This window comes from Ciceribacter sp. L1K23 (genome assembly GCF_018122705.1).
GTDB lineage: Bacteria > Pseudomonadota > Alphaproteobacteria > Rhizobiales > Rhizobiaceae > Allorhizobium.
On sequence record NZ_JAGRRC010000002.1, the window covers coordinates 575,665 to 602,498 of the forward strand.

The following is a 26,834-nucleotide window of genomic DNA, read 5'->3' on the forward strand; positions in this document are numbered from 1 at the left end:
AGTCCATCACGCTTCGAGACGAGCATAGATATCGCCTGACGGGTCTTCCGCACGAAGTCTTTCGACATCCCGCAACAGCGTTGCGCGATCGACCCAGGTCTCGGTTACAAAACGGTGCTGTTCGCCGACGACCCGTCTGAACCGGTAGTTGCCGAGTTGCAGCAGACGATCGATCGCTTCGCGGGCGACGTCCGGCAGCGCCGGGATGTACTCGAAGGCAATGAGGCGGATCGGTTGAGACAGACCGTGGAGGATATCGCTTTCCGCGCCCTCGACATCAATCTTGCAGAATGCCGGAAGCCCGTATTTCTCGATCAGATGATCAAGCGTGGTCATCGGCATTCTGATCTCCCGATCCCACACAACGCCCCTGAAACCGGCCGCCTTGCTGACGCCGTCAACAAAGCGATCGGAGATGGTCGTTACCGTCGGGTGCCGGCTCGATATGCGAAGGGTGACCTCACCCTCCTCGGCGCCGACGGCGATGCGCTCGAGACCTCTCAGGCGGGTCCCCAGCGTCCGGCTCAACAAATCGGCAAAAACCGGCTGAGGTTCGACCGCGACCACGTGCGCACCCAGTGACAGGAGCGTTTGGCTACGACTGCCCACATGGGCGCCGATATCGAACACGAGATCGCCAGGAGAAATGAGTTCGCCGTAGTGGCGCCTCAACTGCAAGCGGCGCCATGGTTGCCCATAGTAGATCAACAAGGAGCGGGCGACACCGGCAGCCACGTCAAGCCGCTGCATCGCGTTCATGCGTTATGCTCCCGAGGGCGCAGGAGATAATAGCTGTCAACCACGAACGAGTAGGTCAGCAGGAGGAGTGCGGCTGCGGCAAGCCAAGACGAGACAGGCGGATCGATACCGGGCACGAGAATGATGCACAGCACGGAAACCTGGATCACGCAGACGAGTTTACGCCGGTACGAAGGCGGCAGCGGATCCTTGAGGCGCGGCAGGGGATACTGCGCCAGCACGAAGGCATACCGCATGACACCGATGAGCAGCACCCAGAGGCCCGCCTTTCCGAGAAGGAAAGCCGCAACGGCGAGACAGAAGATCAGCAGTGCATCGATCTCCATATCGAACCGCGCACCGAGTTCCGATTCCTGTCGATAGCGACGGGCAAGATATCCATCGACACCATCCAGAGCCAATGCCGCCAGAACGATGACGACAAGCGACCAAAGCATCGCGCCGCGGGGAATGTCGGAGAACAACACCACCGCGGCGACCATGCTGACAAGGGCTGCCCGAATTGCTGTCACCGTGTTGGCGAAGCCGAACCGCTCAAACCGGTGATATCTGAGTCCGGCCACGACCAGGGCGAATATGATCAGCAACAGGATGGCTGCACCCGCGATAGTGAGGATGCCGAGCGACAAGTGGGAAGCAGTCAGCACATAGCCGGGCATGGCCACGACAAAAATCGACCCCAGGACGGTAAGCGCGCTGTTTCGCAGAGCCGGCGAGTGCTCGCCGGCAATCGCCGAATGGGATGATGACGACTTCCTTGACGACGGCATGTTTGCCTTACTCCGCGGCGATCAGCGTTTCGATATCAAGCATGTGACCGGCACGCGCACGCTTGGTCCGGAGATAACCTTCGTTTTCCGCCGTGACCTCGCCCGTGACCGCGAACCGATTGTGCACCTCGATCCCGCCCTGGGACAGAGCCGCGATCTTTGTCGGATTGTTTGTGAAAACGACAACCTTCGAGATGCCGAGCAGTTCAAGCATGGCGATGGCGGCTTCATAGCGGCGATGATCGCTGCCGAAACCCAGTTCTGCATCGGCATCGATCGTGTCCAGCCCAAGATGCTGATAGCCGTAGGCCCGCATCTTGGCGCCGATGCCGGTGCCGCGACCTTCCTGGTCGAGATAGAGCAGCACGCCGCCGCCCATCGCCTTCAGCGAATGAAGACCGTTTCGCAGCTGGTCGCCGCAGTCACATTTCAGTGAGCCGCAGAGATCGCCGGTGATGCAAGACGAATGAATGCGGATCGGAACGGGGGCTGCGAGATCCGGCTTGCCGACAATGATGGCCACTTGGTCCTTCTGTGCCAGCCCGCCGCGGAAGACGACGAACTCTGAATCGCCAAGGTCGCGCAGCGGCACACGCGTGCGCACGACCGTGTCGAAACGTTGCCGGGCCGGGGCTGCCCGGAGGAAGTCGTCAGTGTGCAGCGAACAACAGGCCGCGAAGCGCTGCTCCAGACCGTTGATGTCAACGCAAACCATCGCCGGCAGCAGCAGCGCGAGCCGCGCGATCTCTGCGGCCGCGCCCATCAATTCAGGCGCCGGATGCCAGATTTGCGGAGCTTTCGCGTCGAGACTATAGGCCAGCCGCGAGGCATCATCGAAGGATACGCCGTCAAGCGGGATTGAAACGTCCCCTGATACTTTCGAGAAAAGCCGCGTTGCTCGATGCGATGTGAGGAACAGGGAATGCCGCCCTTCGGCGGCGACAGCGAACTGCTCGAAGAGTGATGGGCTGGCGCTGTCCAGAGCAAGGACCGCGATCCGCCGATCGCCGTCGCTGAGAACCACAGGCCGGCCGAACCGGAGTTCGGCGACCGCGCGCTCGACCTTCACCTCAGACGAGACAAACTCAAAACCGACGCTGTCAGACATTTGAAATTCTCCGAAATTTTTCACGATAGCCCCTACGTGCGGAGCGCATCGTCGGATCACTCTAGGCCTTCAACTTGATCCGGCGAGGTGACGGACGACACACCAAAGGCAACACGTTGATGTAAATATCGCTCGATGATTTGCACAAAGCATCAGACGCCCTATCTGGCGTTTTGCAATGACAATGACCAGTGCCGGGACGATACTCTCGTCACCCATTCGCGGATTGGCCTCAGGAGAAGCACCACATTGGAGACAAAGCGGCAGATCGATCCGCGCGCGACCAGCCGAGCCTTGTGGTTCCCGGCGAAAGGTGAATGCGTATTACGCGAGGAACAGGTCTTGGCGCCGGCTCCGCACGAGGTTGTTGTACGGACGATGTTCTCTGGCATCAGCCGGGGCACTGAAAGCCTCGTCTTCGCAGGGAAGGTCCCTGAGAGCGAATACGATCGGATGCGCGGCCCACACATGGCGGGGAGTTTTCCGTTTCCGGTGAAGTATGGATATTCGGCGGTTGGCAGGGTGGAGCAAGGCCCGGCATCGCTGGTTGGAAAGGCGGTCTTCTGTCTTCACCCGCATCAGGACATGTTCGTGGCCGATGCCGCGTCCGTGATCGTCATCCCCGAGGGTGTGCCGACCGCCAGGGCCGTTCTGGCAGCCAACATGGAAACGGCACTGAACATCGTCTGGGACGCCACCATACTGCCGGGCGACCGCGTCGCGGTGTTCGGTGCCGGTGTGGTGGGAACACTGGTCGCTCATATCGCTTCCCGCATCGTCGGCACGGAGGTCCTGCTCATCGACAGCAATCCGGAACGCCGGCGGCTGGCTGCAGGACTGGACCTCGATTTCGCTCGCAGCGAAGACGCTTGGGGAGAGTTCGACGTCCTGGTAAACGCCTCCGGTTCCGGGGAAGCTCTCGCTCAAGCGATCGAACTCGCCGGCCAGGAAGCTCGGATCGTCGAGGCGAGTTGGCATGGCGACAAGCCGGTCAGCCTGCCGCTGGGCGGCGCCTTCCACGCGCGCAGGCTGACAATCGCCAGCTCCCAGGTTGGTTCGGTGCCGCCAGACAGGCGCGTCCGCTGGAGCTATGCGCGCCGGCTGGGCAAGGCGCTCGATCTCCTTCGGGACGACCGTCTCGACGTTCTGGTGTCAGGCGAAACCCGCTTCGCCGACCTTGAAGCCGACTATCCGAGGATCATTGCCGATCCAAATACCCTTTGCCACCGTATCTGTTACGAAGAGTGAGACCCCATGTTTGCAGTTGAAGTCCGCGATCACATCATGATCGCCCACAGCCTCCCCCGCCCCGTCTTTGGTCCCGCACAGGGTATGCATGGCGCGACCTTCGTCGTTGACGCTGCGTTCTTCACGCGCGACGTCGACGAGGATGGCCTGGCGGTCGATATCGGCGCCGCGACAACCGTTCTCGGCGAGGTGCTGAAGCCACTCAACTACCAGAATCTGGACGAGCTGCCGGTGTTCACCGGCAAGGTCTCGACGACGGAAGTGATCGCCAAGCACATCTTCGACGAGCTCGCTCGCGCCGTGGCAGACAAGCGGCTGGGACCCGGCAGTCACCGGATCTGCCGGCTTAGAGTCACTCTGCATGAATCGCACGCCGCGCGAGGCTGGTACGAGGCGGACCTTTGAGCCAAAGCCTCGTCTTCGCCTACCCCGGCAACCTGGCACTCAACACGGGGGGCTATGCCTATGACAGGCGGGTGATCGACGGCTTGGGAAAGATAGGCTGGTCCGTGGCACCCCTTCCGCTTGGCGAGGGTTTTCCTGCGCCATCGGCGGTGGCCAAAGCGGACGCCGAACGGCGCCTGTCGAACCTGCCGGACGATACGCTCGTGATGATCGACGGACTGGCCTTTGGGGTGCTCGACGACTGGGCGGTCCGAGAGGCACGGCGGCTGAGGATCGTTGCCCTCGTTCATCACCCTCTCGCCTTGGAGACGGGTATCCACGAACGCGAGCAGGCTTTGCTTCGCGAGAGTGAGCGGAGGTCTTTGTCTGTGGTTCGCCACGTGCTCGTGACGTCCGAGATGACAGCGCGAGAGCTGAACGCATCCTACGGCGTCGAAAGTGCGCGGATAACCGTTGCCCTTCCCGGAACGGCCCCGGCGCCCGCCGCGCGCGGCGACGGTAGCCCCCCGCATATTCTCTCGATTGGTACGCTTACGCCTCGCAAGGGCCACGATATCCTCATCGCCGCCCTGAAGCAGCTTGAGAATCTCGACTGGCGTGCCACGATCATCGGCAGTCCCACGCTCAATCCTTCGATGACCGAGCGCCTGAAGCGTCAGTTGGACGTCTCCGGTCTCGCGGAACGGATAACGCTCGCCGGTGAATGCGCCGACACGCGGGAGCACCTGGCCAAGGCCGATATATTCGCCCTCGCAAGCCGCTACGAGGGGTATGGGATGGTTTTTGCCGAAGCGCTTTCGCAGGGGCTTCCGATCGTTGCCTGCAGAACCGGTGCCGTGCCGGACGTCGTGCCCGACGAGGCAGGGATCCTCGTGCCTGTCGACGATGTCGATGCATTCGCCGAGGCACTGCGGACCCTCATTGCCGATATTCCATTGAGGAAGCAGAAGGCGGAAGCATCCCGGCGCGCTGGAGCTCGGCTACCGGGATGGCACACGACTGCCGAGATTATATCGAACACATTGAGGATGGTGCCATGAGCGGATTCGACAAGGACTGGCTGGCGCTCCGCGAACCCGCCGACCACGCCGCGCGCCATGCAGGGCTCGTAGGCAGTCTTGCAACGCATCTGGCCAAAAGACAAACACGCAGCATCATGGACATCGGCTGCGGAACGGGCTCGACCTGGCGCGGCCTCAATTCCCGCCTGCCCGGAATCGACTGGCTTCTGCTCGATTATGACGAGACCCTCTTGAAAGAAGCATCCCGGCGGATCGGAACCGATAATCGCGTGCGGTTCCGTCAGCACGATCTCAACGACCTGGACGGCCTGCCACTGGAGGGTATCGGGGTGATGACCGCATCCGCCGTGTTTGACCTCTGCTCGGAAGATTTCTGTCGTGCCGTTGCCGACAGGCTGGCGGCGTCAGGCACCGGGTTATACGCGGCACTCAACTACGACGGCATCATGCGCTGGTCCGTTACCCATCCGCTCGACGAACAGATGGTAGGCTTTTTCAACGATCACCAGCGCACCGACAAGGGCTTCGGGCGGGCGCTTGGACCTGATGCTACGGATTGCCTCGTCCGCGTGTTCAAGGCGAACGGTTTCGACGTGAAAGTTGAAGACAGCCCCTGGGTTCTCGACGCGACCTTCGGCGATCTTCAACGCGAATTGCTGAAGGGCCTGCGTCAACCAATCCTGGAAATCTCCGCAACAGCTGAGGATCGTGTAGACGAGTGGCTGGCCTATCGGATGGATGCCATCACGAAACCCGGCAGCTCATGCCGGGTTGGCCACACGGATTTGCTCGCTTTGCCGGCCTGAGAGGCTGTCACGTTCGAAATGGCAATCGAACAGAATGTCGCTGCCAAGGCTGTAGACATCGGCTTTGGGGCGATGCGCGCCGCTGAGACGCTCGATCGGCGGCAACATGATGCCGCTAGGTCCGGATCCGATGATGATTGGTGAGATGGCGACATGCAGGCGATCGACCAGCCCGGCGTCGATGAACCGTGCGATCGTTCTGGCTCCGCCTTCGACAAGCACGCGCAGCAGATTGCGGCGCGCCAGCGCATCGAGGATGTCATAGGGATCCAGTCCCGAACTCGTCTGCGGAAGGCTGATGACCTCTGAAGCGGGTAGCGAATGAGCTTTCACAGTCGAGCTGCGGAAGACAATCACCGGCGCACCACCGTCATGGAAAAGGCCCTCGTCACCACTGAGATCGGCATGGCAGTCGATGACCACGCGCACCGGTGCCGGCCCGGACACCATCCGCACGGAAAGCTTCGGATCATCGGCCTTCACTGTCCCGACCCCCACGATGACGGCGTCGACCAGAGCGCGACAGCGATGAAGATGTGCAAGGCCATCCGGACCGGACACATCTCGGGCGTCGCCTGCCGGTGTTGCCACGCGTCCGTCCAGCGACTGCCCGACCTGCGCGAGGACGAACTGCCGCCGTGCGCCGGCGATCGGAGCGTAAAGTCGATAGGCATCGTCTGCCGGCATGGGCGCAACTTTCCCCTGCCGCAATGCAAGCAGCCGGTTCCACGTCGCTTCTGTCATGTCGATGCTGCGCATGAAGAGCCTAGAGTATCCTGTAGAGCGTATTGTCGCGCTTGATCACATGATGAAGCAGCACGGCACCGATATGCAACGCAAAGAGAAGCAAAAGGATCCATGCGCTCCATGCGTGGATCGCAGACAGCGTCCAGGCGATGTCCGGTGTCTTGCCAATCGGACTCCACACGGGCAGCAGCCCGAACCAGACAAGCGGAAACCCATGGGCGTTGGTCGCCAGGAACCCGCTGACGGGCATGATGATCAGGAACGCGTAGAGAAGTCCGTGGACCGTGGCAGCCGCAATCCGCTCGACGGCCGGACCCTCCGGATGGGGCGGCCGGGCGATCAGCTTGTTGCCGACGCGCAGCAGCATCAACCACAAGGCCAGAAAACCGAAGCTCTCATGGATCATGTAGAAGTCGAGCGTCACCTCCTGCTTCGTGAACTGAATGAAGAAGCCGAGAGGCCAGGTGGCCAGCACCAGCGCGGCGACGATCCAGTGAAGAATACGGGACGTTGCCGGATACCGCTGAACGCTGATGACAGCATCGGTAGGTGAAACGACGCCGGACAGCGAAAGATTGTCGGTCATCTTGGTCACGATCTTCTCCACAGGATCGCCCTTGCATCTCCGCTGAACGGGAGAAGCCAAAGCTGGTTGCGCAGTTAATTATCATTTCTACGCAAGATAATCCGTCTGGATCGCCCGTGCATGTGACGAAGAGCACAGGTGGCAAGCGCTAAGGCGTTTGAGCGTCAACCATGGAAGGGGCGGAGAGAAGTCTCTCCGCCCCGACCATCTACTTGCGCGAGGCGATGTAGGCGCGCCAACCGCCGAGTTCGGTGACTTCCTGCGCCCCCTGGATAGCGTAGGGCTCACAGAGAAAACCGGAAACCTGGCTGCCGTCATCGAGGGTCACCTTGCCGATGCCGAGCGGAGCCGGAATGTTCTGCACGAAGCGGCCGAAGACATCCGCCGGCACCTTCCACACTTCGACCTCCAGCCCCTTGCCGGCAAACCCTGGTTCGCGGATCAGTCCCGGCTTTGGCGGCGTGGTATTGGGCAGCACGAAGAGACGGTAGTCGCCCGCTGTGCGGCAGGACTTCACCAGCTTGCCTCCGGGACCGGTAAGCTCGTGATTGAGCGGCATGCCTGTGAGATGCGCGCCGACCACCATGATCGTGACAAGCCCGTCCTCGGCCTCGGACACCTTGGCACTTTCAGGAAGCACCGCCGCAAGGTCCTTGCCCATGCCACAGGCGACCGCGCGATGCATCGCATCGGCGAAAGGCGCCAGGGCGTCATCGGAGAAGGAAGGGCCGAAGAGCGTCACGCCGGCAGGAAGGCCGTTGCTACCAAAACCTCCGGGGATGGCGATCGCCGCGTAGCCGAAGAGGTTGGCGAAGTTGGTGTAACGGCCGAAATGACTGTTCTTGACGATCGGATCGGCCATCATCGCTTCGACGGTGTAGGTCGTCGGCGATGTTGGCAGCATCAGCAGGTCGACTTTGGCCCATTCTCCGAGCGTCTTCTGACGCAGATGGCCGAGCCTGTACTGGCCCTCGAAGGCTGCGACGGCGTCATAGCCCCGCGCGCCCTCGATGATGGTGCGAACGGTCGGATCGAAGTCGTCCGCGTTGGTTGCGATGAAATCCTTCACCGCGGCAAGGCGTTCGGCAACCCAGGGGCCGTTATAGAGAAGTTCCGCGGCCTGACGGAATGGCGCATAGTCGAACGGAACGATGGTGGCACCCAGCGATCTTGCCCGCTCGATCGCCGCGTCATAGATCGCCTCGTAATCCGTATTGCCGAAAAATTCACGCTCGGCCTCGTCGAGAACGCCGATGCGCAGCCCCGAAGCAGGCAGGCTTGCGGGCACAGCCGGGCGTGAATAGGGGTCGCCGGCGTCGACCCCATCCATCACCTTGCGGATTGCCACGCCATCGCCGACAGTGGCGGCGAACACCGTGACCACGTCGACGCTGCGGCAGGCAGGAACGACGCCGACATTGGGGACGAGACCCGGCGTGGGCTTGATGCCGACGAGGTTGTTGAAGGCAGCCGGCACACGACCGGAGCCGGCGGTGTCGGTGCCGAGCGCGAAGCTCGCCATGCCCGACGCGACGGTGACTGCGGATCCGGAGGAAGACCCGCCCGAAACGTAGTCCTTGTTGAATACGGAGCGCGGTGCGCCATACGGGGACCGGGTACCGTTGAGACCGGTGGCGAACTGGTCGAGATTGGTCTTGCCGATGACGATGGCACCTGCCGCCTTCAAACGGGCAACGACGGTTGCGTCCCTCTCCGGGGTATAGGCAAATGAGGGGCAAGCCGCTGTTGTCGGCAGACCCGCAACGTCGATGTTGTCCTTGACCGCGAACGGGACTCCCCAGAGGGGAAGACTGTTCGGCTCAGGAGCCAGTTCCATCAGAGCCCTTGCAGCAGCACGCAGATCGTCGTCAGGCGTCGCGGTGATGAAGACCGCCGGATCGTCGGAGGCATTGCGCCTGGCTATGATCTCCTCGGCCATCAGCAGGGGCGTCAGGCCCGCGGCGTATGCCGCTTTGACAGCGGTGAGATCGAGTATGGCTGGTAGCATCAAATATCCTCCAATATGACCAGGACATCGCCGGCCTTTACAGTCCTGCCCGGTCCCGCCCTCAGGTTCCGGACACGTCCGGATGCATGGGTGGTTACGGCAATTTCCATCTTCATGGACTCGATTATGGCAAGCGTTTCGCCAGCCTGCACGGTCTGGCCTTCCTCGACCAACAGTTTCCAGACATTTCCGGGAACGGCGCTTTCGACCCCGAAGCAACCCTCCGGAACATCGCTGGCGAGCCCCGCTCCGGAACCGTCGTCGACCTGAAAACTGTCGAGCCCCTGCTCCTTCCATCGCCGCCGCTCGGCCTCGAAAGATGTCTGCTGCCTCTGTTTGAAGGCCGCGATACCGGCGGCATTGTGGGTGATTTCCGCCTGGTAGTCCGCGTAGGAGAATGTGCCATCCTCGATGCGGACAGGGTAACCTCCGTGCGGAAACGCGGCGCGCGCCTCTGTCAATTCCTCATGCGAGACGGGAAAGAAGCGGATCTGGTCAAAGAAGTCGAGCAGCCAAGGTTTGCCCGGTCCGAAAACCGGGGTCTGCCGCCATGTGTTCCACATCTGGATCGTCCGCCCGAAGAGCTGGTATCCCCCCGGCCCTTCCATTCCGTAGATGCACATGTAGGCCCCGCCGATGCCGACGGCATTCTCGGGTGTCCATGTCCGCGCCGGATTGTACTTGGTCGTCACCAGACGATGTCTGGGATCGATGGGTGTCGCAACTGGCGCGCCGAGATAGACGTCTCCCAAGCCCATCACGAGGTAGGAGGCATCAAAGATCGTATCCTTGACGGCCTGCTCGTCGGCGAGGCCATTGATGCGGCGGATGAACTCGATATTGGAGGGGCACCAAGGGGCATTGGGTCGTACCAGCTCCTGATACTTCCTCATGGCCAGCTCGGCCTGCGGATCGTTCCAGGACAGCGGCAGCCACACGGTGCGGCTCGGCACCCTGACATCCGCGACATCCGGCAGGTTGCATTCGAGATCGGTGAGCAGCGCGATCAGTCTTGTCCGCGAAAGCACGGCACCGTCATAGTGGATCTGCAGCGAGCGGATACCGGGTGTCAGGTCGATCAGACCCGGCAGCTTGGCGGCATGAACCGCCTGCATCAGCAGGTGAACCCGCATGCGGATGCCGATGTCGAGCTGCATCGGACCATATTCGACCAGCAGGTTGTCATCGCCTTGCCGACGGTAGACGACCGGAACGGGACCATCGTCACTCGATCCGACCACCGCGGAACCGACGTCCTCGGGAAGCCTCGCGACCACGGGTCCGGCCAGCGGATCGTCGACCCGTATGACCGGATGGAACCGGATTTTGTCGCCCGGCTTGAACTGCCCCATCTTCCATTGCTCGTCCCGGGCGATCACGGCGGGACACACGAACCCGCCGAGGCTGGGGCCGTCAGGACCGAGAATGATGGGCATGTCGCCGGTGAAATCGATCGCGCCGATCGCATAGGCATTGTCGTGGAGGTTGGAGGGGTGCAGTCCCGCCTCCCCGCCATCCCGCCGCGCCCATTTCGGCGCTGGACCGATCAGCCTCACACCGGTGCGAGCCGAGTTGAAGTGTACTTCGTAGTCGGTGGAGAATAGGGTTTCGATATCGTCATCGACAAAGAAATCCGGAGCGCCATGGGGGCCATAGACAACCCCCACCGACCATTCGCGAGCAAGTGACGCCGGTTCGTCGGCCGGCTTCACATCCGCCTGGGTCGCTCGCGCAAGCCGAAGCACATGCCCCGCCCGCAAGGTCCCTGTGGCATTGCCGCCGAACTGCCCGAGTCCGAAAGTCGCGCGCGACCCAAGGACAATCGGTGCATCGAAGCCACCCGCGACGGCCAGATAGGCGCGCTGTCCAGGGCCGTTGATGGCACCGATGAAAAGCGTCTGTCCGGCAGATATCCTGACAGCCGCGCCATGCGGAACGGGAACGCCGTCGAGCTTGATCGGCATCTCGGCCCCGGCAAGCGCCACGGTACTGTCGGAGAAAAACTTCAGGACAGGGCCATTGACCGTGAGTTCGAGCGCGGCCGTGTTGTCGTGGTTACCAACCAGCCGGTTCGCATGACGAAACGAACGGTCGTCCATGGGACCCGACGGCGGCACGCCGACGTGCCAAAGGCCGAGACGGCCCGGCAGTTCCTGCACGCTGGACAGGGCGCCGGGGGCTATGACTTCGACAATGTCAGGAACGAACTCGAAATCCTTGAGCGCCGTCGTCGCCACGTCGCCGCTGGAGAGAAGATCGGAGTCAGCAATCGTCTTCAGGTATCCGAGATTGGTTTCGATACCGCAGATCGACGTTCCCGCCAGGGCGGACGAGAGGGCTGCGATGGCTGCGGGGCGATCCTCGCCTGAGACGATGACCTTCGCCAGCATCGGATCGTAAAACGGCGTCACCTCGGTGCCCGTTTCGATCCAACCGTCTATGCGGACATTCTCCGGGAAGATGACTTCGGTCAGAAGGCCAGCGCTCGGACGGAAACCGGCATGCGGCATCTCCGCATAAACGCGCGCCTCGATAGCGGCACCCTTGGGTGCAAGGTTCTCGCTACCCGTCAGAACGTCCTCGCCAGCCGCCTGGCGGATCATCCATTCGACGAGATCCACGCCGAACACCGCTTCCGTGACCGGATGCTCGACCTGTAGCCGCGTATTGACTTCGAGGAAGTAGAATTCCTCTCGCGCCGGATCATAGATAAACTCGACCGTCCCGGCCGAGGCGTAACGAACCTGGCTACCGAGCGCGACGGCTGCGGAATGCAGGCGCTGGCGAACCGTATCAGGCAAGCCCGGTGCAGGCGTCTCCTCGATGACCTTTTGATTGCGGCGCTGCAAAGAACAATCGCGTTCGCCGAGCGCAATCACCCGTCCCCTGCCGTCGCCGAAGATCTGCACCTCGACATGCCGGGCTTTTGCAACGAAACGTTCCAGGTAGACCCTTGCATCACCGAAACTTGCCTTTGCTGTGCGCTGGACGCTGTCGAACGCGGCGGAAAGCGCCTCGGGCGTCTCGCAAAGCTGCATTCCGATACCGCCGCCACCGGCCGTGGATTTCAACATGACCGGATAGCCGATCCGCTCGGCCTCCGTGAGCGCTGCGTCCACCGTGTCCAGAAGCCCGGAGCCGGGCAACAGCGGTACGCCGCTTGCTTCAGCAAGTTCGCGCGCCGTATGCTTGAGGCCGAAGACTGAAATGTTTTCCGGCGTCGGCCCAATGAAGACGATGCCCTCCTGTCTCAAGCGTTCGGCAAATCCGATGTTTTCCGACAGAAAGCCATAGCCCGGATGTACGGCCTCAGCCCCGGTCTCCTTGCAGGCAGCAATGACGGCATCGACGTTCAGATAACTCTCCGAAGCCGCTGCGGGGCCGAGGCGAACTGCCTCGTCCGCCATCATCGGGGCTTTTGTGAACCGGTCGGCATCGGAATAGACCGCGACGCTCGCGATCCCCATTTTCTTCAGCGTCTTGATGACGCGCACGGCGATTTCGCCGCGATTGGCAATCAGGACTTTCCTGAACATCACATCGCCTCGTCATCCCAGACGAGAACGCGGATCGGCGTCGGATCGAAGCCGTTGCAGGGGTTGTTGATCTGTGGGCAGTTGGAAATGACCAGAAGCACGTCCATTTCCGCCTTCAGCTCCACATAGTCGCCAGGCGCGGAAATGCCATCGACGATCGTCATTTCGCCTGATGGTTCGATCGGCACGTTCATGAAGAAGTTGATGTTCGGCACCACGTCGCGCTTGCTCATGCCGTGCTTGGAGACTTCGATGACAAAGTTGTCGCGGCAGGCATGCAGGTATTTGGTGTAGTGGCCGAAACGCACCGTGTTGCTCTCGCACGAGCAGGCGCCGGCGGAGGTGTCGTGGCGGCCGCAACTGTCAGCCGTCATCGTCAGCATCACCCGACCTTCGTTGGAGATCACCTTTGTACCGGTGGAGATGTAGGCCGCCCCCTGCTCGCGCATCGTATCCTGGCTGGAATAGCGTTCGGAGAAGTCGTGGGCGTTGTAGAACAGCGTGTCGACGGCCTGCTGGCCATAGGTGTCCTCGATGCGGATCACCTGTCCCTTCTTCACGAAAGTCGAAAACGGCGCTTCGGCCGCGATGTAATGATCCTGGATGGTGTTCTGCAGCGTGCGCGCGGGAGAAGTCTGAACGAATGTGGTCATGATTGACTCCCTTACAGTGCCGCGAATGCGTTGTTTTCGAAGCCGCGGACGGCCTCGGCGGTCGCGGTTCGGCACAGGTCGTCCGCTGCCGGCTCCGAAGCGGCAATTCGGGTGATCGTGATCGGATTCGGAGCGTAGACCGGATTCGGATCGAGAGGATGTGGGCAACTGGAGAAGCCCACGATCATGTCCATCTCGGCACGCAGATCGACGTAGTCCCCATCGCCGACCAGATCGGCCTTCCACTCGAACTTGCCATCCGCATCAACGCGGACCGGCGCGAAGAGCGCGAGTGCCGCCGGAATGTCGCGTTTGTCGAGCCCCGCCTTGGTGGCCACCAAGACGAAATTCTCCCGTGTATTGCGCAGTGTCGCGCCATTGGCTCCGGCATATTTCCTCGCGTTCGACGCGGAGGTGGAGCCGCCCATCAGGCAGTCATGGGCGCCCGAGCTGTCCTCGACGATCGAGAACATGACCTTCCCCATGTCGGAGAAGATCACGCGTCCCTTTCCGAGACCCGTGGTCCACTGCACCTTGACCGTATCCGGGAGGTTCATCCGTTCGCTCGGGTCGACCGCATTCCACGCAACCAGCGAAACGGTTGAAAAGCCTTCGTCCAGCGAGACCCGCAGCACTTCGTTGGCCTTCACCCGGGTCCACCAGTACCAGCCGCCGGGTATCCTCTCCTGATGCACGATCTTGTCATCGGCAACGGCAGGCGCAGGCCGTGCGCTTTTGCCCGGTAGTGACTTGGGCGCAAATTCCAGGCCCTTTTTCTGATGCTCCTCATATCGCGCGCGGTTGGCGGCGATTTCCTCGGCTGAGCGGCGAATATGCATTTCTGTATCTCCAGTGGACGTCTTGCCCGGGTCGTCCCGGCTACTGACCCTTGTGGGAAACCGGGCCGTCCCGGTCAGGTCTGATGAGGGATGCCTGGCCAGCCGTGCGGGGTGGCCAGATGGCGATGTCGCGGGTGATGGTGGCCCCATACCGGAGCTTTTCCTCCGGACGGTCGCGCGGGCGCTCGAAGGCGACAACCCGGGTGGCGAGGGTGAACGCCTCGCGCATGTCGTGGGTCACCATGACAACGGTCATCGGATTGGCATACCAGAGGGAACGCATCAGCGTGTGAATTTCCGCTCGAATGCCGGGGTCAAGCGCACCGAACGGCTCGTCGAGCAGCAGGACCTTCGGCTTCATGATGAGCGCCTGGGCAAGAGCGAGGCGTTGTTGCATGCCGCCGGAAAGCTGGACGGGATACTTGCTTTCCGACCCGGACAAGCCAACGGCAGCGATCATTTCCCGCCCTTCATCTATGGCTGTCCTTCTCGCAGCGCCAAACAGCCTCCCGGTCAGGGGTGCCGAGAGCATCTCCCTGCCGAGCACCACGTTTCCGAGCACCGTCAGGTGCGGAAAGACGGAATAGCGCTGGAAGACGACGCCCCGATCAGGCCCCGGCTCCTGCGGAAGGGGTTGGCCGTCGATCGTGATCTCACCGCGCGTGGGACGTTCCTGTCCCAACAGCATGCGCAGGAACGTCGTCTTTCCGCAGCCCGATGGTCCCACCAGCGCAACGAACGCACGGGATTCGATGTCGATCGATACGTCCTCCAGAACGATCTGATCGCCATATTCCTTCCAGACCCGTTTCACCGCCAGTGCGCTCATTTCTGCGCCTCCAGCTCGGACCACGGGAAGAGGGAAACGCGCAGCCGGTCGAGCAGCCAGTCCGTGAGCACGGCGAGAAGCGTGATCCAGAGCACATACGGGAAGATGACATCCATCGAGAGGTAGCGACGGACGAGGAAGATGCGGTAGCCGAGGCCGCTGTCCGAGGAGATCGCCTCCGCCGCGATGAGGAACAACCAGGCCGGCCCGAGTTGTAGCCGTAGCGCGGTGATGAGCCTCGGCAGGATCTGGGGCAGGACGACGCGCAAGGCGATCTGCCAGGACGAGCCACCGAGTGTCTCGGCCTTGATGATCAGTTCTCGTGGCAGGCCCGTGGCCGTCATTGCGAGATCGCGCACCATGATGGGTGTGACGCCGATGACGATCAGGGCGATCTTCGACGCTTCCCCGAGACCGGCAATAATGAAAAGGATCGGCAGCAGCGCGAGCGGCGGCACCATGGAAACGGCGGCAACATAGGGTGCCAGAAGCGACCGGAGATACGGGAGCATCCCGATGAGCATACCGAGCAGAAGCGCGATCACGGTGGCGATGCCAAGACCGGAGAACAGCCGCATCAGGCTCGCTGCCGTATCGACCCACAGGAGATAGTCGCCGGTCCTGATATCGGCGGTGAAGGCCATTCTATCGATGGCGTCGAGGAAACCGTCGAGACTTGGGAGAAGCTTGTCGGCTGGGTTCTCCGCCAGGCGCGCGGCCGATCCCATTGCATAGGCGATCAGCGTCAGCACAAACGGCGTGACGATCAGCGCCAGCCGGGCGCCATTGCTCGGTCGTGCATTGATCCAGCGCATATGCGGCTCCGGTCAGTGAGGGGGTGGGGACGCCGGAAGCTTTTAATGTCCGGCGTCCGGGAAGATCAGAGCGTGCCCTTGGCCGCCGCGTCCATGTAGGTCGTCGTAAAGCGGAACTTCACGTTGGCCTTGTCGCCGAGAACAGAACCGTCCGGCATCTCGATCCCGATGACGTCAGCGGAAGGGGCTCCGCTGCCCAGCAGTCCCTTCTCGAACAGGAAGGACCGGACCAGATCCATTGTTTTCGGAAGATCCTGCGAACCGGTGAAGGCAACGGCATCCGCCGGCTTGTCGAAAAGTTTGGTCGCCGCCATCTGCGCCTCGAAGCCCGCGAGATCAGTGCCCGAAGCCTTGCCCATCTCTTCCCGCGCGGCCTTTCCTTCGGCACTGTCGGCGGTCATGACGGCCATTGTGTCGTACCAGATGCCGGCCAGGGCCTTTCCGAAGTCCGGATTGTCCTTCAGCACGTCGCTGTTCGCGACCATAAGGTCGATGATCTCGCCCGGTATCTGCGAGCTGTCGAACACTTTTTTGGCCGTCGGGTTCTCAAGAATTGTCGAGACTAGCGGATTCCAGGTGACGACGGCGGTGACGTCACTTGTCTCGTAGGCAGCCACCATGTCCGCATCCGACGTATTGACAACAGTGACGTCCCGCTCGCTCGAGCCGATGCTCTCGAGAGCCCGCGCGAGCAGATAGTGGGACACCGAGAACTCGACCAGATTGACGGTCTGACCCTTGACGTCCTCAAGCTTGTCCTTGTCTTTAAGGATCAGGGCATCGTTGCCGTTCGAGAAATCGCCGACAATCACCGCGGTGGTATCGACACCACCGGCTGCCGGGATCGAAAGCCCGTCCATGTTGGTGAGGGTCACCGCGTCGAAGGCCCCCGCCGTGTACTGATTCATCGACTCCACATAGTCGTTGAACTGGGTGACCTCGATCGTGATGCCGTATTTGTCGGCCCACTTCTTGACGATGCCATGCTCGGCTGCATAGCCCCATGGCATCCAACCCACATAGATCGACCAGGCGACCTTGAAATCCTTCTTGGCCTCCGCCTGGACAACAGTCGACATCCCCAGGGCTATCCCGGCCGATAGAACACCGATCGACAGAAAACGCTTGAAAGTCTGCATATGAAATTCCCCTTTTTGCTCTTCTCAAAAAGGGATCGGCATGGACCATCGTGCCAATCCCTTGGCTTACGAGGTCTCCCGGGCTTTTGTCCCGCCGTGCACCCGGCCGGATATCTCCCCGGCCGGTAGCCGCTCTCGGACCAGCCACGCCTGACGGCGCCGGAACCCTAGCGGCTAACTCTGCCTAACTAGGAAGCAAGCCTCATGCCAAACTGAGGAAGGCAGTGAACTGTAGTGTTTTGCGGTGCCGGCAGCCCAGAGCTGCACAGTTTTGCAGCAGGTTTGCACGTCAACGGGCACAGCCCGATCATGGCCATGGTGTCTTTATCCCGCCGGGCGCTCCAGGCATGTCGGGCGACCTAATCGCAGCAGCTCCACACAAAGTGTCAATAAACCCCTTCAAACGCGGCCCGATAAGTGTCAATATAAATTGACACTCCAAGAGAGGACGGTTTCATGACACTGCCGTTTCCATTTGCGGCCATCGTTGGCCAGGAGGATATGAAGAAGGCTCTGTTGATGGCGGCAGTTGAGCCGATGCTTGGCGGCGTGCTGATTTTTGGCGACCGCGGCACGGGCAAGTCGACGGCCGTACGCGCGCTGGCAGAGCTTCTTCCAAAAATCGAAACGCGCCAGGGCTGCCGCTACAACTGCCTGCCGGGAGAGCCACAGGAAGCCTGTCGCCATTGCCGGGGCGAAGGAAAACACAAGCCGCCCACCATCAAGATCCGCACACCGATGGTCGACCTGCCGCTCGGTGCGACCGAGGACAGGGTGTGTGGTTCGCTGGACATAGAGAAGGCCCTCGTTGCCGGGGAAAAGGCCTTTGAGCCCGGTCTGCTCGCCGCTGCCAATCGCGGCTTTCTCTATATCGACGAGATCAATCTTCTCGAGGATCACCTCGTGGACCTCCTGCTCGATGCGGCAGCGTCGGGTGTCAATGTCGTCGAGCGTGAGGGACTGAGCGTTCGCCATTCCGCGCGTTTCGTTCTCGTCGGGAGCGGCAATCCTGAAGAGGGTGACCTCAGGCCACAACTGCTGGATCGCTTCGGCCTCGCCGTCGATGTCCGAACCATCAACGACCTTTCGATGCGCATCGAAGTCATCCGACGCCGCGATGCCTATGAAACAGACCCCGCCGCCTTTGCCGCGGAATGGGGGAAACGCGAAGCCGCAATCCGCAATCGCGTGGTCGCGGCCAGAAAGATGCTTCGGCAGGTAGAAATCCCTGAAGCTGTCCTGTCGCGGATGTCGCAGCTGTGCATGCGGCTCGGCATCGATGGAATGCGCGGTGAACTGACCTTGATGCGCGCCGGTCGCGCTGCCGCAGCGCTGGACGGCCGCTCGGCGATCACCTGGGCGGATGTCGAGGCGATCGCACCGATGGTTCTCTGCCACCGATTGCGCCGCGATCCATTGGACGACGCAGGAAGCACGCCGAGAATTGAGCGGGCGCTGGCCTCCCTCGAAAGCGGATACGCTCATGCGTGACGTCGGCGCCGAGGACGGTCTTCATGAAGCCATGCTTCGGCATAGCGAAGACCGATGGCGCGATGCCATTCTGGCGGCCGAGATTTTTGCGGTCGGCGGTCACGATCTTGGCGGCCTATGGCTGACGGCGCGCGCCGGCGGTGTCCGCGATCGCTTTCTCGATCACCTGCGATCGCTCATGCGGGATAGCATCCCGTTCCTGCGCCTTCCCGTTGGCGCTTCCGCAAGCATGCTGTGCGGCCACCTCGATCTTGCTGCAACGATGAGGCAGGGCAGACTGGTCTGGGATCGCGGCATCCTGGCCGCAGCGAATAACGGCGTTATCATCGTTCCGATGGCGGAACGCCTCGAGGCAGCCACCGCCGCGATCATTGCCGAAGCAATGGACACCGGATTTTGCCCGAATCTGCGCGTGACGCGCGACAATGATGCCCCCGTCCGCGCATCGTTCGCGATAGTCGCGCTCGATGAAGCGGCGGAACCGGAAGAGCGGCCACCCTCTGCACTTACGGATCGCCTGGGCCTGCATGTGAACCTCGACGGCATCACCTGGCAGACAGTCTCGGACACGCCATTGACGGAAGGCATCTCGCGGGCTTGCGATTGGCGCGCCGTGACAACCAGCGATGATCTGGCCGGACAACTTTCGGTGATCGCCGCCTCCGCCGGCCACGCCTCGTTACGAACGCTCCTGCACCTGCTGAAGACCAGCCGCATCCTCGCCGCGAAAGCCGGGCGCAACGAGGTCAATGCCAACGATGGACTGGTTGCATTGAGGCTTTGCCTCGGTATCCGACTGGTTGAGAGCGAAGGACGCAGCGAGATCGAACCCCCAGGCAGCGAGCGCACGCCAGGTCAGGCGGCAGGCAGTGTTGATTCGACAGCACCTCATGAGGCCGAGCGCGAACCTCCGGCGGCCGCACTCGATAGCCTGACGGAAGTGTTGGCGGCGGTGGAACGCGGAACGATCGAGGGCTTGTCTCTTGCCAGTGTCGCGCGCCCGACCCGAAATGGCAATCGCGCCGGCAAGGCCGGAAGCCGATCGAAGAATGCGCGGCGCGGCCGACCTTACGGGGAAAGCCGCAACCAGCCCTATCCGGACGCAAGACCTGATATCGTCGGCACGCTGAGGGCAGCCGCGCCTTGGCAGGTGATCCGGGCTCATCTTCTGAACCAAGGATCAAGACATGAGGACGGGGCCGAGCTGAAAGACGCAGGGCTGCCCAGGAGATTGATGATCCGCAAGGAGGATTTTCGCTACCGGCGGCGGCAACACCATAACCCCTCGACAGCGATCTTCGTCGTCGACGCCTCGGGCTCGACGGCCCTTGAGCGGCTTGGCGAAACAAAGGGGGCGATCGAACAGCTGCTCGCCAGATGCTACATTCGACGCGACGAGGTGGCGCTGATCGCCTTTCGTGGAACAAGCGCCGACATCGTCATGCCACCGACACGCTCGCTGGTCGCCGCAAAGCGCAAACTCGCGGCCCTGCCGGGCGGCGGTCCGACACCCCTCGCCTCAGGTCTCGAAAAGGGGTTGGGGCTTGCTCTGGCGGAACGCCGGCGGGGCAATACGCCCGTACTGGTCGTCATGACCGACGGCAGCGGCAACGTCGCGCTTGACGGCACGCCCGACAGATTGCTCGCTTCGCGGCAGACCGGGCACCTCGCAGGTCTTTGCAGGACGGAGGGAATAACATCGATCTGTATCGACATCGCACGACGGCCGCGCGAAAGCGTCACGCTTCTGGCGGGACAGCTCGGTGCCGAATTGCATATTCTACGCCAGGCGGATTCGGCCCGGATGTCCGGCCTCGTGAATGCCTCGATGGAGGCGGCACGGACATGACGATCGGTGAGACATGGCTGGACTGGGAGCGGGACGGACGGGACTGGCCGAACCACTCGGCCAGCCGGTTCGTCGAGGCCACCGGTTTTAATTGGCATATTCAGGTGATGGGACCGACGGACAGTCCCGGTCTTCTCTTCCTGCATGGCACCGGCGCATCGACCCACTCGTGGCGGCATGTATTGCCAAGGCTTGCCGAGCGCTATCATGTCGTTGCCGTGGATCTCCCATGCCATGGCTTTACCCGTCCTCACGCGACCGTGGATCTTTCCCTACCGGGCATGACGCGCTCACTCGCCGGTCTGCTCTCCACCCTCGCCTTCATTCCTGCTGCCGTCATCGGCCATTCCGCAGGCGCTGCAATCGCCGTGTCGCTGGCCACGACGACGCGCGCCGACGCACAGCCAACCGTCGTCGGGATTAACGGTGCCTTTCTTCCGATCCGGGGAGATCGCCTTTTCTCCCCCATGGCAAAATTACTGTTTGCCAATCCGTTCTCCGCCTCGATGTTCTCGCTGCTGGCCCGCAGCACGCCCCTCGGCGGCAACCTTCTGTCGGCCACGGGTTCCCCCATAGACGCGCTCGGCGCCGCACTCTACCGGCGTCTTCTGGCATCGTCCGGCCATGTACGCGGAGCGCTCGGCATGATGGCCGCATGGGATCTGACACGCTTCGACGGGATGCTGAGAGACCTCTCCGCACCGGCGACGTTCATAGCCTCGAGGGACGACCCGATGGTTCCGATCAGCAATTCGGAGCATGCGGCTAGGGTCGCCAGAAACGCGCGGCTCGCCCTATCGGATCATGGCGGTCATCTGCTGCATGAGCGCGATCCAGGCTTCGTATGCCAGCGGATCGCAGATGCAATGCAACCGCGGCGATGCCAGGGGGTGGATGCAGCATGAATGTCGCAGAACGCTTTCCACGACCGGATTCGATAAACCAAGACCCGTCGCGGCCGCACGCGGTGGTAATAGGTGCCGGGGTCGGCGGTCTTTCGTCTGGCGCGCTTCTGGCCGCGCGTGGCTACCGCGTCACGATCATCGATCCGCTCGACGCACCCGGCGGACGCGCCTACGCCCACCGTCAGGATGGCTTCGTCTTTGATGCCGGGCCCACGATCATTACAGCACCCTGGCTGTTTGAAGAGCTTTGGCGCGATTGCGGCGGTCGGATGCAGGACGATGTCGAACTCAGGGCCTGCGATCCATTCTACCGAATCCGGTTCGACGACGGCACCTGGTTTGACTATTCGGGCGACAAGGCCGCGATGGAAGCGGAGGTAGCCCGCTTCGAACCTCGCGATGTCGCCGGCTATCGTGGCTTCATGGACGAAAGCCGCAGGATCTACGAGGTCGCCTTCGAACAATTGGCCGGCCAGCCTTTCCACAGCCTCGCCTTTACGGCGCGAACGCTTGCGGGTCTCGTGAGGCTCGGCGGATACCGTTCGGTCTATTCGGTTGTCGCCCGGCATTTCCGCAACGAAAAGCTCAGGACGATCTTCTCCTTTCATCCATTGCTAATCGGCGGCAATCCGTTTTCGGCCACCTCCTTCTACTGCCTGATTGCCCATCTGGAGAGCCGCTATGGCGTGCACTATGCCATGGGCGGGACCAATGCCCTGGTCGACGGCATAGCCAATCTCGTACGGCGAAACGGAGGTACGATCCGGCTCGGCGAAAGCGTGGAGACGATTCTCACAGAGGGACGGAGGGCGACCGCGGTACGGCTTGCCTCCGGCGAAACCGTGGCGGCGGATATCGTGGTCTCAAACGCGGATCCGGCCACCCTCTACGCCAAGATGCTCAAGGAGCATCCGCGCCGCCGCTGGACCGACGCCAAGATCGGCCGCGGAGATTACTCCATGGGCCTGTTCGTCTGGTATTTCGGAACCGACAGGCGCTACGATGATGTCTATCACCATACGATGCTGTTCGGGCCGCGCTATCGCCCGTTGCTGAACGACATATTCCACCGCCAGCACCTCGCCGAAGACTTCAGCCTCTATCTGCACCGGCCGAGCGCAGTCGATCCTACGGTCGCGCCCGATGGATGTGATGCATTCTATGTGCTGAGCCCCGTTCCCAATCTTGGCGGTTCGACCAACTGGGACGAGATGGCCGAAGTGTATCGGAGACGGATCGAGAAGCGTCTGGAAGACACGGTGCTGCCAAATCTGAGCAAGCACATCGTCACGTCGCGGATAGCCACGCCCGTCGATTTTCGTGACAGGCTGCAGTCATGGCAGGGCGCTGCCTTCGCTCTCGAGCCAAAGCTTCTCCAGAGCGCGTGGTTCAGGCCGCACAACCGCAGTGAGGAACTCGACAACCTCTATCTCTGCGGTGCCGGCACCCATCCCGGCGCTGGCCTGCCCGGCGTTGTCTCGTCGGCCCGCATCGTGTCCGCGCTTGTGCCGGATCCATCCGCATACGTTGGCCGAGCCCCCTCGAGGATAAGCTGATGACCGAGACGGCATTTGGAATGGCGGCGACCGAGCGCGATGATGAGGCCTTGGCGCGGCCTTTCCGCAGTCGATCAGCCATTCTGAATTATGGCTTCACCGGCGACGAGACCGATTTGCAGTCGTGCACCGCGTCGATCCGGCGCGGGTCGAAATCATTCCATATCGCCTCGCTCATCTTGCCGCGCCAGACCCGGCGGGCCGCGCATGCTCTCTACGCCTTCTGTCGTCACTCGGACGACATCATCGACGACACCGGGCGCAGGCCCGATGCGCTGAAGCGGCTACGACAGCGGCTCGACCGTATCTACGAGGGCCGGCCCTCCGACCACGCCTGCGATCGGGCCTTTGCCCGCCTCGTGCACGACCATCGCATCCCGAAGGGCATACCGGCTGCGCTCCTGGACGGGTTCGCCATGGATGTAGAGGACAGGCACTACCGAACGATCGAAGAGGTGAAGGATTATGCGGCTGGCGTCGCCGCGACCGTCGGACTGATGATGTCGCTCGTCATGGGCGCCAAGGATAGTTGGACATTGGCAAGGGCGGCCGATCTGGGCCTTGCCATGCAACTCACCAACATTGCCCGCGATGTTGGCGAGGATGCCCGCAACGGCCGGCTCTACCTGCCGCTGGAATGGCTGGACGAGGTGGGTCTGCATGCCGATGCCTTCTTGCGCGCACCCTGTTTTTCTCGCCAACTGGCCGAGGTCATAAAGCGATTGCTCGCCGAAGCCGACCGTCACTATGCCCTTGCCCATGCCGGTATCGAACACCTGCCCGTTGACTGCCGTCACGCAATCCGGACTGCCGCCCTGACCTATCAGGACATCGGCCGCACCATCGTGGCAAACGGCTATGACACGGTCTCGTACCGGGCACGGACAACGCTATCGCGCAAGCTCATTCTGATGATGAGAGCCGCAAGACCGATAGCGCTTGCCGCTCCGGACACGAACGCGTCGACAATCGATGCGAGCGTCGCGCGGCTCGTCGCCATGGCCGCCGATGCAGCCGCTCCGTCCCAAGGGGGGCAGAGGTCATCGCCAAATGCCTCAGCGAGAGTGGAACGGTTCACCTCGATCATGATCGAGCTCCAGAGACGAAGTCGCGAGGATCGCAGATTGCGCCGTCTGGAGCGATGGGAAAGGGCGGGTCGACTTGCTTGAGAATCATTTCGGCCTCGTCGAAGCGGCTTTCGTCTTCGGCCTGGCCATCGCCTTCTACATCTGGCAGATGCGCGACCTTCGCAAATACGATCGCGAGGACAAGACACCTCAAGGAAAAGACCCCGGCAAGGATGAAGGCGCCTAGCGGCCTGGCCGGCGCGGCATGCGGAACGGCAGCATCAGCCTGACCAGCGGATTGCCGAGCCTTACGCAATCGAGCGTCTCATGTACCATGTGCAGCGTTCTGCCATTCACCACCGTCTCGACAATCGACCGCGTGTAAAACGGCGAATCTTCAAGTCGACGTGTGATCACGGCACTCCTGTCATCATCGCATGGAACACCGCAACGCACGCCCCAGAATCCCCTCGGCAGATTGCGGCGGTGCGGCATCCCGATCCGGCGCAGTTCATGCCCGCCCGTTTGAAGCGCAAGCCGCTTCCGTCCGCCGCCGCGTAGCAGAGCGTCATAGAGAATAACGGTGTCGTCGTCGTGGCTCCCGCTGCCGCGGGCCCAATCCCACCCGATGAAATCCTCTTCGACAGGCCGGTCGCCGAAGTTCAAGTCATGATAAGCCCTGCCCCGCCATCCACCGCCAGGCAGAGCGGAACAGGCAATGGACGCGGACGCCTTGGCCATGCGCGGCGACCAGAAATGATGCCCGGTCTCGTCGAGCGGGAATACCTCCCCACATACGCCTTCGGACATTATGTCGATCGAGCCGGAGATCGGCGTTGGCCAAGCCCGCTGCCCCGGCCATGGCAGGGCCGTCTCGTTGAAGCGGATCGACAGCCGCCCATCTGCCATCTCCATGCTGCTGTCGCCGATTGTCAGGCGCTTCGCGTTTCGCGTCAGGCTCGTCACACTACGTTCCGTCATCGCCCAGAAATTTCGTCCGGGCGCATAGAGCGCGATGTTGAAAGCGATATGGTTCTCCGGGCGGCGGCGGCCGGACCAGTGGTAGTAAGGCGAAAACACCGAGCCTACGAAGGCGATGACCGTGAAGGCGAAGCGGCCGCAATCGCTGATCGCGTCGGCATACCACCAGTGATAGCCACCGGGCGGGACCGGCCGTGCGAAACCCTGTCCGCCAGCAGGCACTCCGCCGCGATCTTGCCCGAAAGGGCAGCCATCGGCACTCCCGGTCCGGGATGCACGCTGCCGCCCGCCAGATATAGCCCCTTCAGGGGCGTATTTGCCGTCGGGCGCTGAAAGGAAGCCATCCACCCGTGCGATGCCATGCCGTAGAGTGCTCCGCCGGTTGCGGGATAGAGCCGATTGAACTGATCCGGCGCCGTCGTCGAGAGCTTCGCCGGGTCGAGATCTATCTGTAGCCCGTTCCGGGCCAGGCGACGTTCCATCGACGTCAGGCATTGTTCAACCTCTCTTTCGTCGTAACGTCGGCGATCGCCATCCGCCGGCATGTTCATGAGGAAGTAGAGACGCTCCGGACCGTTGTCGACGCGCGGATCATGCCTCCCGTCGGCGGATCGGTCCTGGGCACAGACGTATACCGTAGGATCGGCCGGCCGCCTTTGATGCCGGAAGATCGCGTTGAATTCCTGCTCGTAGTCATCTGCGAAGAAAACGGTGTGGTGGCGGAGCGGCACGCCTTGCGGCGCGAGCGCGCCGCAAGCCACCAGCGCCGAAAGCGAGCGCTCGGGCGGAGTGCGAGGCTTTCCCATGCCGCCCGTCAGCTGTGGGAGCGCCGCCACATCGCCGTTATAGATGACGTGATGAGCTGCCAGATGCCGTTGGCGATCGGTTATAACGCCAGTCACCGCCCGCCCAGATGCATCCCTCTCTATTCGCGCGACGCTTTCCCCAAAATGAAACACCACGCCCAGATCGCTCGCGATCCGCATGAGACAAAGCGCCAAGGCATGCATCCCGCCATTGACGATCCAGACCCCCGCCTGTTCGACATGCGCCACCAGCATGAGTGTGGCAGGCGACAGGACAGGCGAGGAACCACAGTAGGTGGCGTAGCGGGCGAACAATTGCCTAAGGCGAACGTCGTTGAAGTAGCCTCCCAGTGCGGCCCAGAGAGACGAAAACGGTTTCAGCGCCAAAAGCGACGCTGGCCGATGAAGGCCGATACGGCTCGAAAGCGACAGCGGATTTGGACGTGTCGCATCGATAAAGCTTCGCTCCAGCAACTGATAGATACGGGCACTGTCGTCAGCAAAACGGCTGAACCCCTCCGCCTCGCGCATACCCGCGAAATCTGCGATGGCGCGACGGCTTTCCGCGCGATCGGAAAAGAGATCGAGGCACTCCCCTCCCTGCCAGTAGTGGCGGGCAACGACATCAGCACGCGCAAGGTCGAGCTCGTCGCCAAGCGACGTGTCGCAGCGGGAAAGCAGATCGTCAAAAACCCATTTCATCGTCAGAACGGTGGGGCCAGCGTCGAATGTCCTCCCGGACATTTTCACCTGCCGCAACTTCCCGCCCGGTGCATCGGAAGTCTCGACGACCACCACGCGAAGGCCGGCGCAGGCAAGGACCAGCGCGGCGGAAAGTCCGCCGATGCCGGCGCCGACGATGACAACCGTCTCCTCTGCATGGTCGGGCACGAACTGTCCTTCCAGATT

24 protein-coding genes and 1 riboswitch are annotated in these 26,834 nt (G+C 62.1%); of the genes, 10 read left to right on the top strand and 14 right to left on the bottom strand.

Annotation, left to right across the window (positions count from 1 at the left end; genetic code table 11):
- Positions 1–6: 6 nt before the first annotated feature.
- From J5J10_RS21660 to ribA, 3 genes are read right to left on the bottom strand one after another with little or no spacing between them, the layout of a single operon-like run.
- Positions 7–759, bottom strand: a complete 753-nt coding sequence (locus tag J5J10_RS21660; protein WP_211931705.1) for an FkbM family methyltransferase — start codon at positions 757–759, stop codon at positions 7–9.
- Positions 756–1,529, bottom strand: a complete 774-nt coding sequence (locus tag J5J10_RS21665; protein WP_211931706.1) for a CDP-alcohol phosphatidyltransferase family protein — start codon at positions 1,527–1,529, stop codon at positions 756–758. Before J5J10_RS21665 ends, J5J10_RS21660 begins: the two co-directional genes overlap by 4 nt.
- A 7-nt stretch (positions 1,530–1,536) precedes the next feature.
- Positions 1,537–2,637: a GTP cyclohydrolase II RibA gene (gene ribA / locus J5J10_RS21670; RefSeq protein WP_211931707.1), complete on the bottom strand. Its 1,101-nt coding sequence runs from the start codon at positions 2,635–2,637 to the stop codon at positions 1,537–1,539.
- Between the two features lie 249 nt (positions 2,638–2,886).
- Here ribA and J5J10_RS21675 point away from each other — a divergent pair, with 249 nt between their 5' ends.
- The 4 genes from J5J10_RS21675 to J5J10_RS21690 are packed head-to-tail and all read left to right on the top strand — an operon-like array spanning position 2,887 to position 6,118.
- Entirely contained in the window at positions 2,887–3,885 is a 999-nt protein-coding gene (locus J5J10_RS21675; RefSeq protein WP_211931708.1) for a zinc-binding alcohol dehydrogenase, read from the top strand.
- A gap of 6 nt (positions 3,886–3,891) precedes the next feature.
- Complete coding sequence (locus J5J10_RS21680; RefSeq protein ID WP_211931709.1) at positions 3,892–4,290, top strand: 6-carboxytetrahydropterin synthase; 399 nt, start codon at positions 3,892–3,894, stop codon at positions 4,288–4,290.
- Complete coding sequence (locus J5J10_RS21685) at positions 4,287–5,330, top strand: glycosyltransferase family 4 protein (protein ID WP_211931710.1); 1,044 nt, start codon at positions 4,287–4,289, stop codon at positions 5,328–5,330. Before J5J10_RS21680 ends, J5J10_RS21685 begins: the two co-directional genes overlap by 4 nt.
- Complete coding sequence (locus tag J5J10_RS21690) at positions 5,327–6,118, top strand: class I SAM-dependent methyltransferase (protein WP_211931711.1); 792 nt, start codon at positions 5,327–5,329, stop codon at positions 6,116–6,118. Before J5J10_RS21685 ends, J5J10_RS21690 begins: the two co-directional genes overlap by 4 nt.
- Here the strand turns inward: J5J10_RS21690 and J5J10_RS21695 are convergent.
- From J5J10_RS21695 to J5J10_RS21735, 9 genes are all read right to left on the bottom strand, one after another.
- Entirely contained in the window at positions 6,074–6,877 is an 804-nt protein-coding gene (locus J5J10_RS21695; RefSeq protein ID WP_211931712.1) for a RibD family protein, read from the bottom strand. The two genes, J5J10_RS21690 and J5J10_RS21695, sit on opposite strands and share 45 nt — an antisense overlap.
- A 7-nt stretch (positions 6,878–6,884) precedes the next feature.
- Positions 6,885–7,451: a cytochrome b gene (locus J5J10_RS21700; protein WP_211931820.1), complete on the bottom strand. Its 567-nt coding sequence runs from the start codon at positions 7,449–7,451 to the stop codon at positions 6,885–6,887.
- Positions 7,452–7,659: 208 nt separating this feature from the next.
- Positions 7,660–9,459 (bottom strand): allophanate hydrolase, encoded by a 1,800-nt coding sequence (gene atzF, locus J5J10_RS21705; protein ID WP_211931713.1) that lies wholly within the window; start codon positions 9,457–9,459, stop codon positions 7,660–7,662.
- Entirely contained in the window at positions 9,459–12,995 is a 3,537-nt protein-coding gene (uca, locus tag J5J10_RS21710; protein WP_211931714.1) for an urea carboxylase, read from the bottom strand. The genes atzF and uca overlap by 1 nt, the downstream gene beginning before the upstream one ends.
- Positions 12,995–13,648, bottom strand: a complete 654-nt coding sequence (locus J5J10_RS21715) for an urea amidolyase associated protein UAAP2 (RefSeq protein ID WP_211931715.1) — start codon at positions 13,646–13,648, stop codon at positions 12,995–12,997. The genes uca and J5J10_RS21715 overlap by 1 nt, the downstream gene beginning before the upstream one ends.
- Positions 13,649–13,659: 11 nt before the next feature.
- Positions 13,660–14,487 carry an urea amidolyase associated protein UAAP1 gene (locus J5J10_RS21720; protein ID WP_211931716.1) on the bottom strand — a complete coding sequence of 276 codons (828 nt, stop codon included), beginning with the start codon at positions 14,485–14,487 and terminating at the stop codon, positions 13,660–13,662.
- 40 nt (positions 14,488–14,527) lie between these two features.
- The gene (locus J5J10_RS21725) at positions 14,528–15,316 is read right to left on the bottom strand and encodes an ABC transporter ATP-binding protein (protein ID WP_211931717.1); all 789 of its coding nucleotides are present in this window, start codon (positions 15,314–15,316) and stop codon (positions 14,528–14,530) included.
- Positions 15,313–16,131, bottom strand: coding sequence for an ABC transporter permease subunit (locus tag J5J10_RS21730; RefSeq protein WP_211931718.1), 819 nt, complete (start codon positions 16,129–16,131; stop codon positions 15,313–15,315). The genes J5J10_RS21725 and J5J10_RS21730 overlap by 4 nt, the downstream gene beginning before the upstream one ends.
- A 65-nt stretch (positions 16,132–16,196) precedes the next feature.
- Positions 16,197–17,270 (bottom strand): putative urea ABC transporter substrate-binding protein, encoded by a 1,074-nt coding sequence (locus tag J5J10_RS21735; protein WP_211931719.1) that lies wholly within the window; start codon positions 17,268–17,270, stop codon positions 16,197–16,199.
- Positions 17,271–17,343: 73 nt separating this feature from the next.
- Positions 17,344–17,452: riboswitch (guanidine-I (ykkC/yxkD leader) on the bottom strand.
- A 274-nt stretch (positions 17,453–17,726) separates the two neighbouring features.
- Between J5J10_RS21735 and bchI the strand changes: the two genes are divergently transcribed.
- From bchI to J5J10_RS21765, 6 genes are read left to right on the top strand one after another with little or no spacing between them, the layout of a single operon-like run.
- Positions 17,727–18,761, top strand: coding sequence for a magnesium chelatase ATPase subunit I (bchI, locus tag J5J10_RS21740; RefSeq protein WP_211931720.1), 1,035 nt, complete (start codon positions 17,727–17,729; stop codon positions 18,759–18,761).
- Positions 18,754–20,610: a VWA domain-containing protein gene (locus J5J10_RS21745; protein WP_211931721.1), complete on the top strand. Its 1,857-nt coding sequence runs from the start codon at positions 18,754–18,756 to the stop codon at positions 20,608–20,610. Before bchI ends, J5J10_RS21745 begins: the two co-directional genes overlap by 8 nt.
- Entirely contained in the window at positions 20,607–21,515 is a 909-nt protein-coding gene (gene bchO / locus J5J10_RS21750) for an alpha/beta fold hydrolase BchO (RefSeq protein ID WP_211931722.1), read from the top strand. Before J5J10_RS21745 ends, bchO begins: the two co-directional genes overlap by 4 nt.
- On the top strand, positions 21,512–23,071 hold the full coding sequence (locus tag J5J10_RS21755) for a phytoene desaturase (RefSeq protein WP_211931723.1): 1,560 nt from the start codon (positions 21,512–21,514) through the stop codon (positions 23,069–23,071). The genes bchO and J5J10_RS21755 overlap by 4 nt, the downstream gene beginning before the upstream one ends.
- Positions 23,071–24,240: a phytoene/squalene synthase family protein gene (locus J5J10_RS21760; protein WP_249116983.1), complete on the top strand. Its 1,170-nt coding sequence runs from the start codon at positions 23,071–23,073 to the stop codon at positions 24,238–24,240. The genes J5J10_RS21755 and J5J10_RS21760 overlap by 1 nt, the downstream gene beginning before the upstream one ends.
- Entirely contained in the window at positions 24,233–24,385 is a 153-nt protein-coding gene (locus J5J10_RS21765) for a hypothetical protein (protein WP_211931724.1), read from the top strand. The genes J5J10_RS21760 and J5J10_RS21765 overlap by 8 nt, the downstream gene beginning before the upstream one ends.
- On the opposite strand, the gene J5J10_RS21770 is transcribed toward J5J10_RS21765, so the two are convergent.
- Both J5J10_RS21770 and crtD read right to left on the bottom strand, forming a co-directional pair.
- Positions 24,382–25,341, bottom strand: coding sequence for a carotenoid 1,2-hydratase (locus J5J10_RS21770; RefSeq protein ID WP_349252102.1), 960 nt, complete (start codon positions 25,339–25,341; stop codon positions 24,382–24,384). The genes J5J10_RS21765 and J5J10_RS21770 overlap by 4 nt on opposite strands.
- On the bottom strand, positions 25,224–26,816 hold the full coding sequence (gene crtD, locus J5J10_RS21775) for a 1-hydroxycarotenoid 3,4-desaturase CrtD (RefSeq protein WP_211931725.1): 1,593 nt from the start codon (positions 26,814–26,816) through the stop codon (positions 25,224–25,226). Before crtD ends, J5J10_RS21770 begins: the two co-directional genes overlap by 118 nt.
- Positions 26,817–26,834 lie beyond the last annotated feature (18 nt).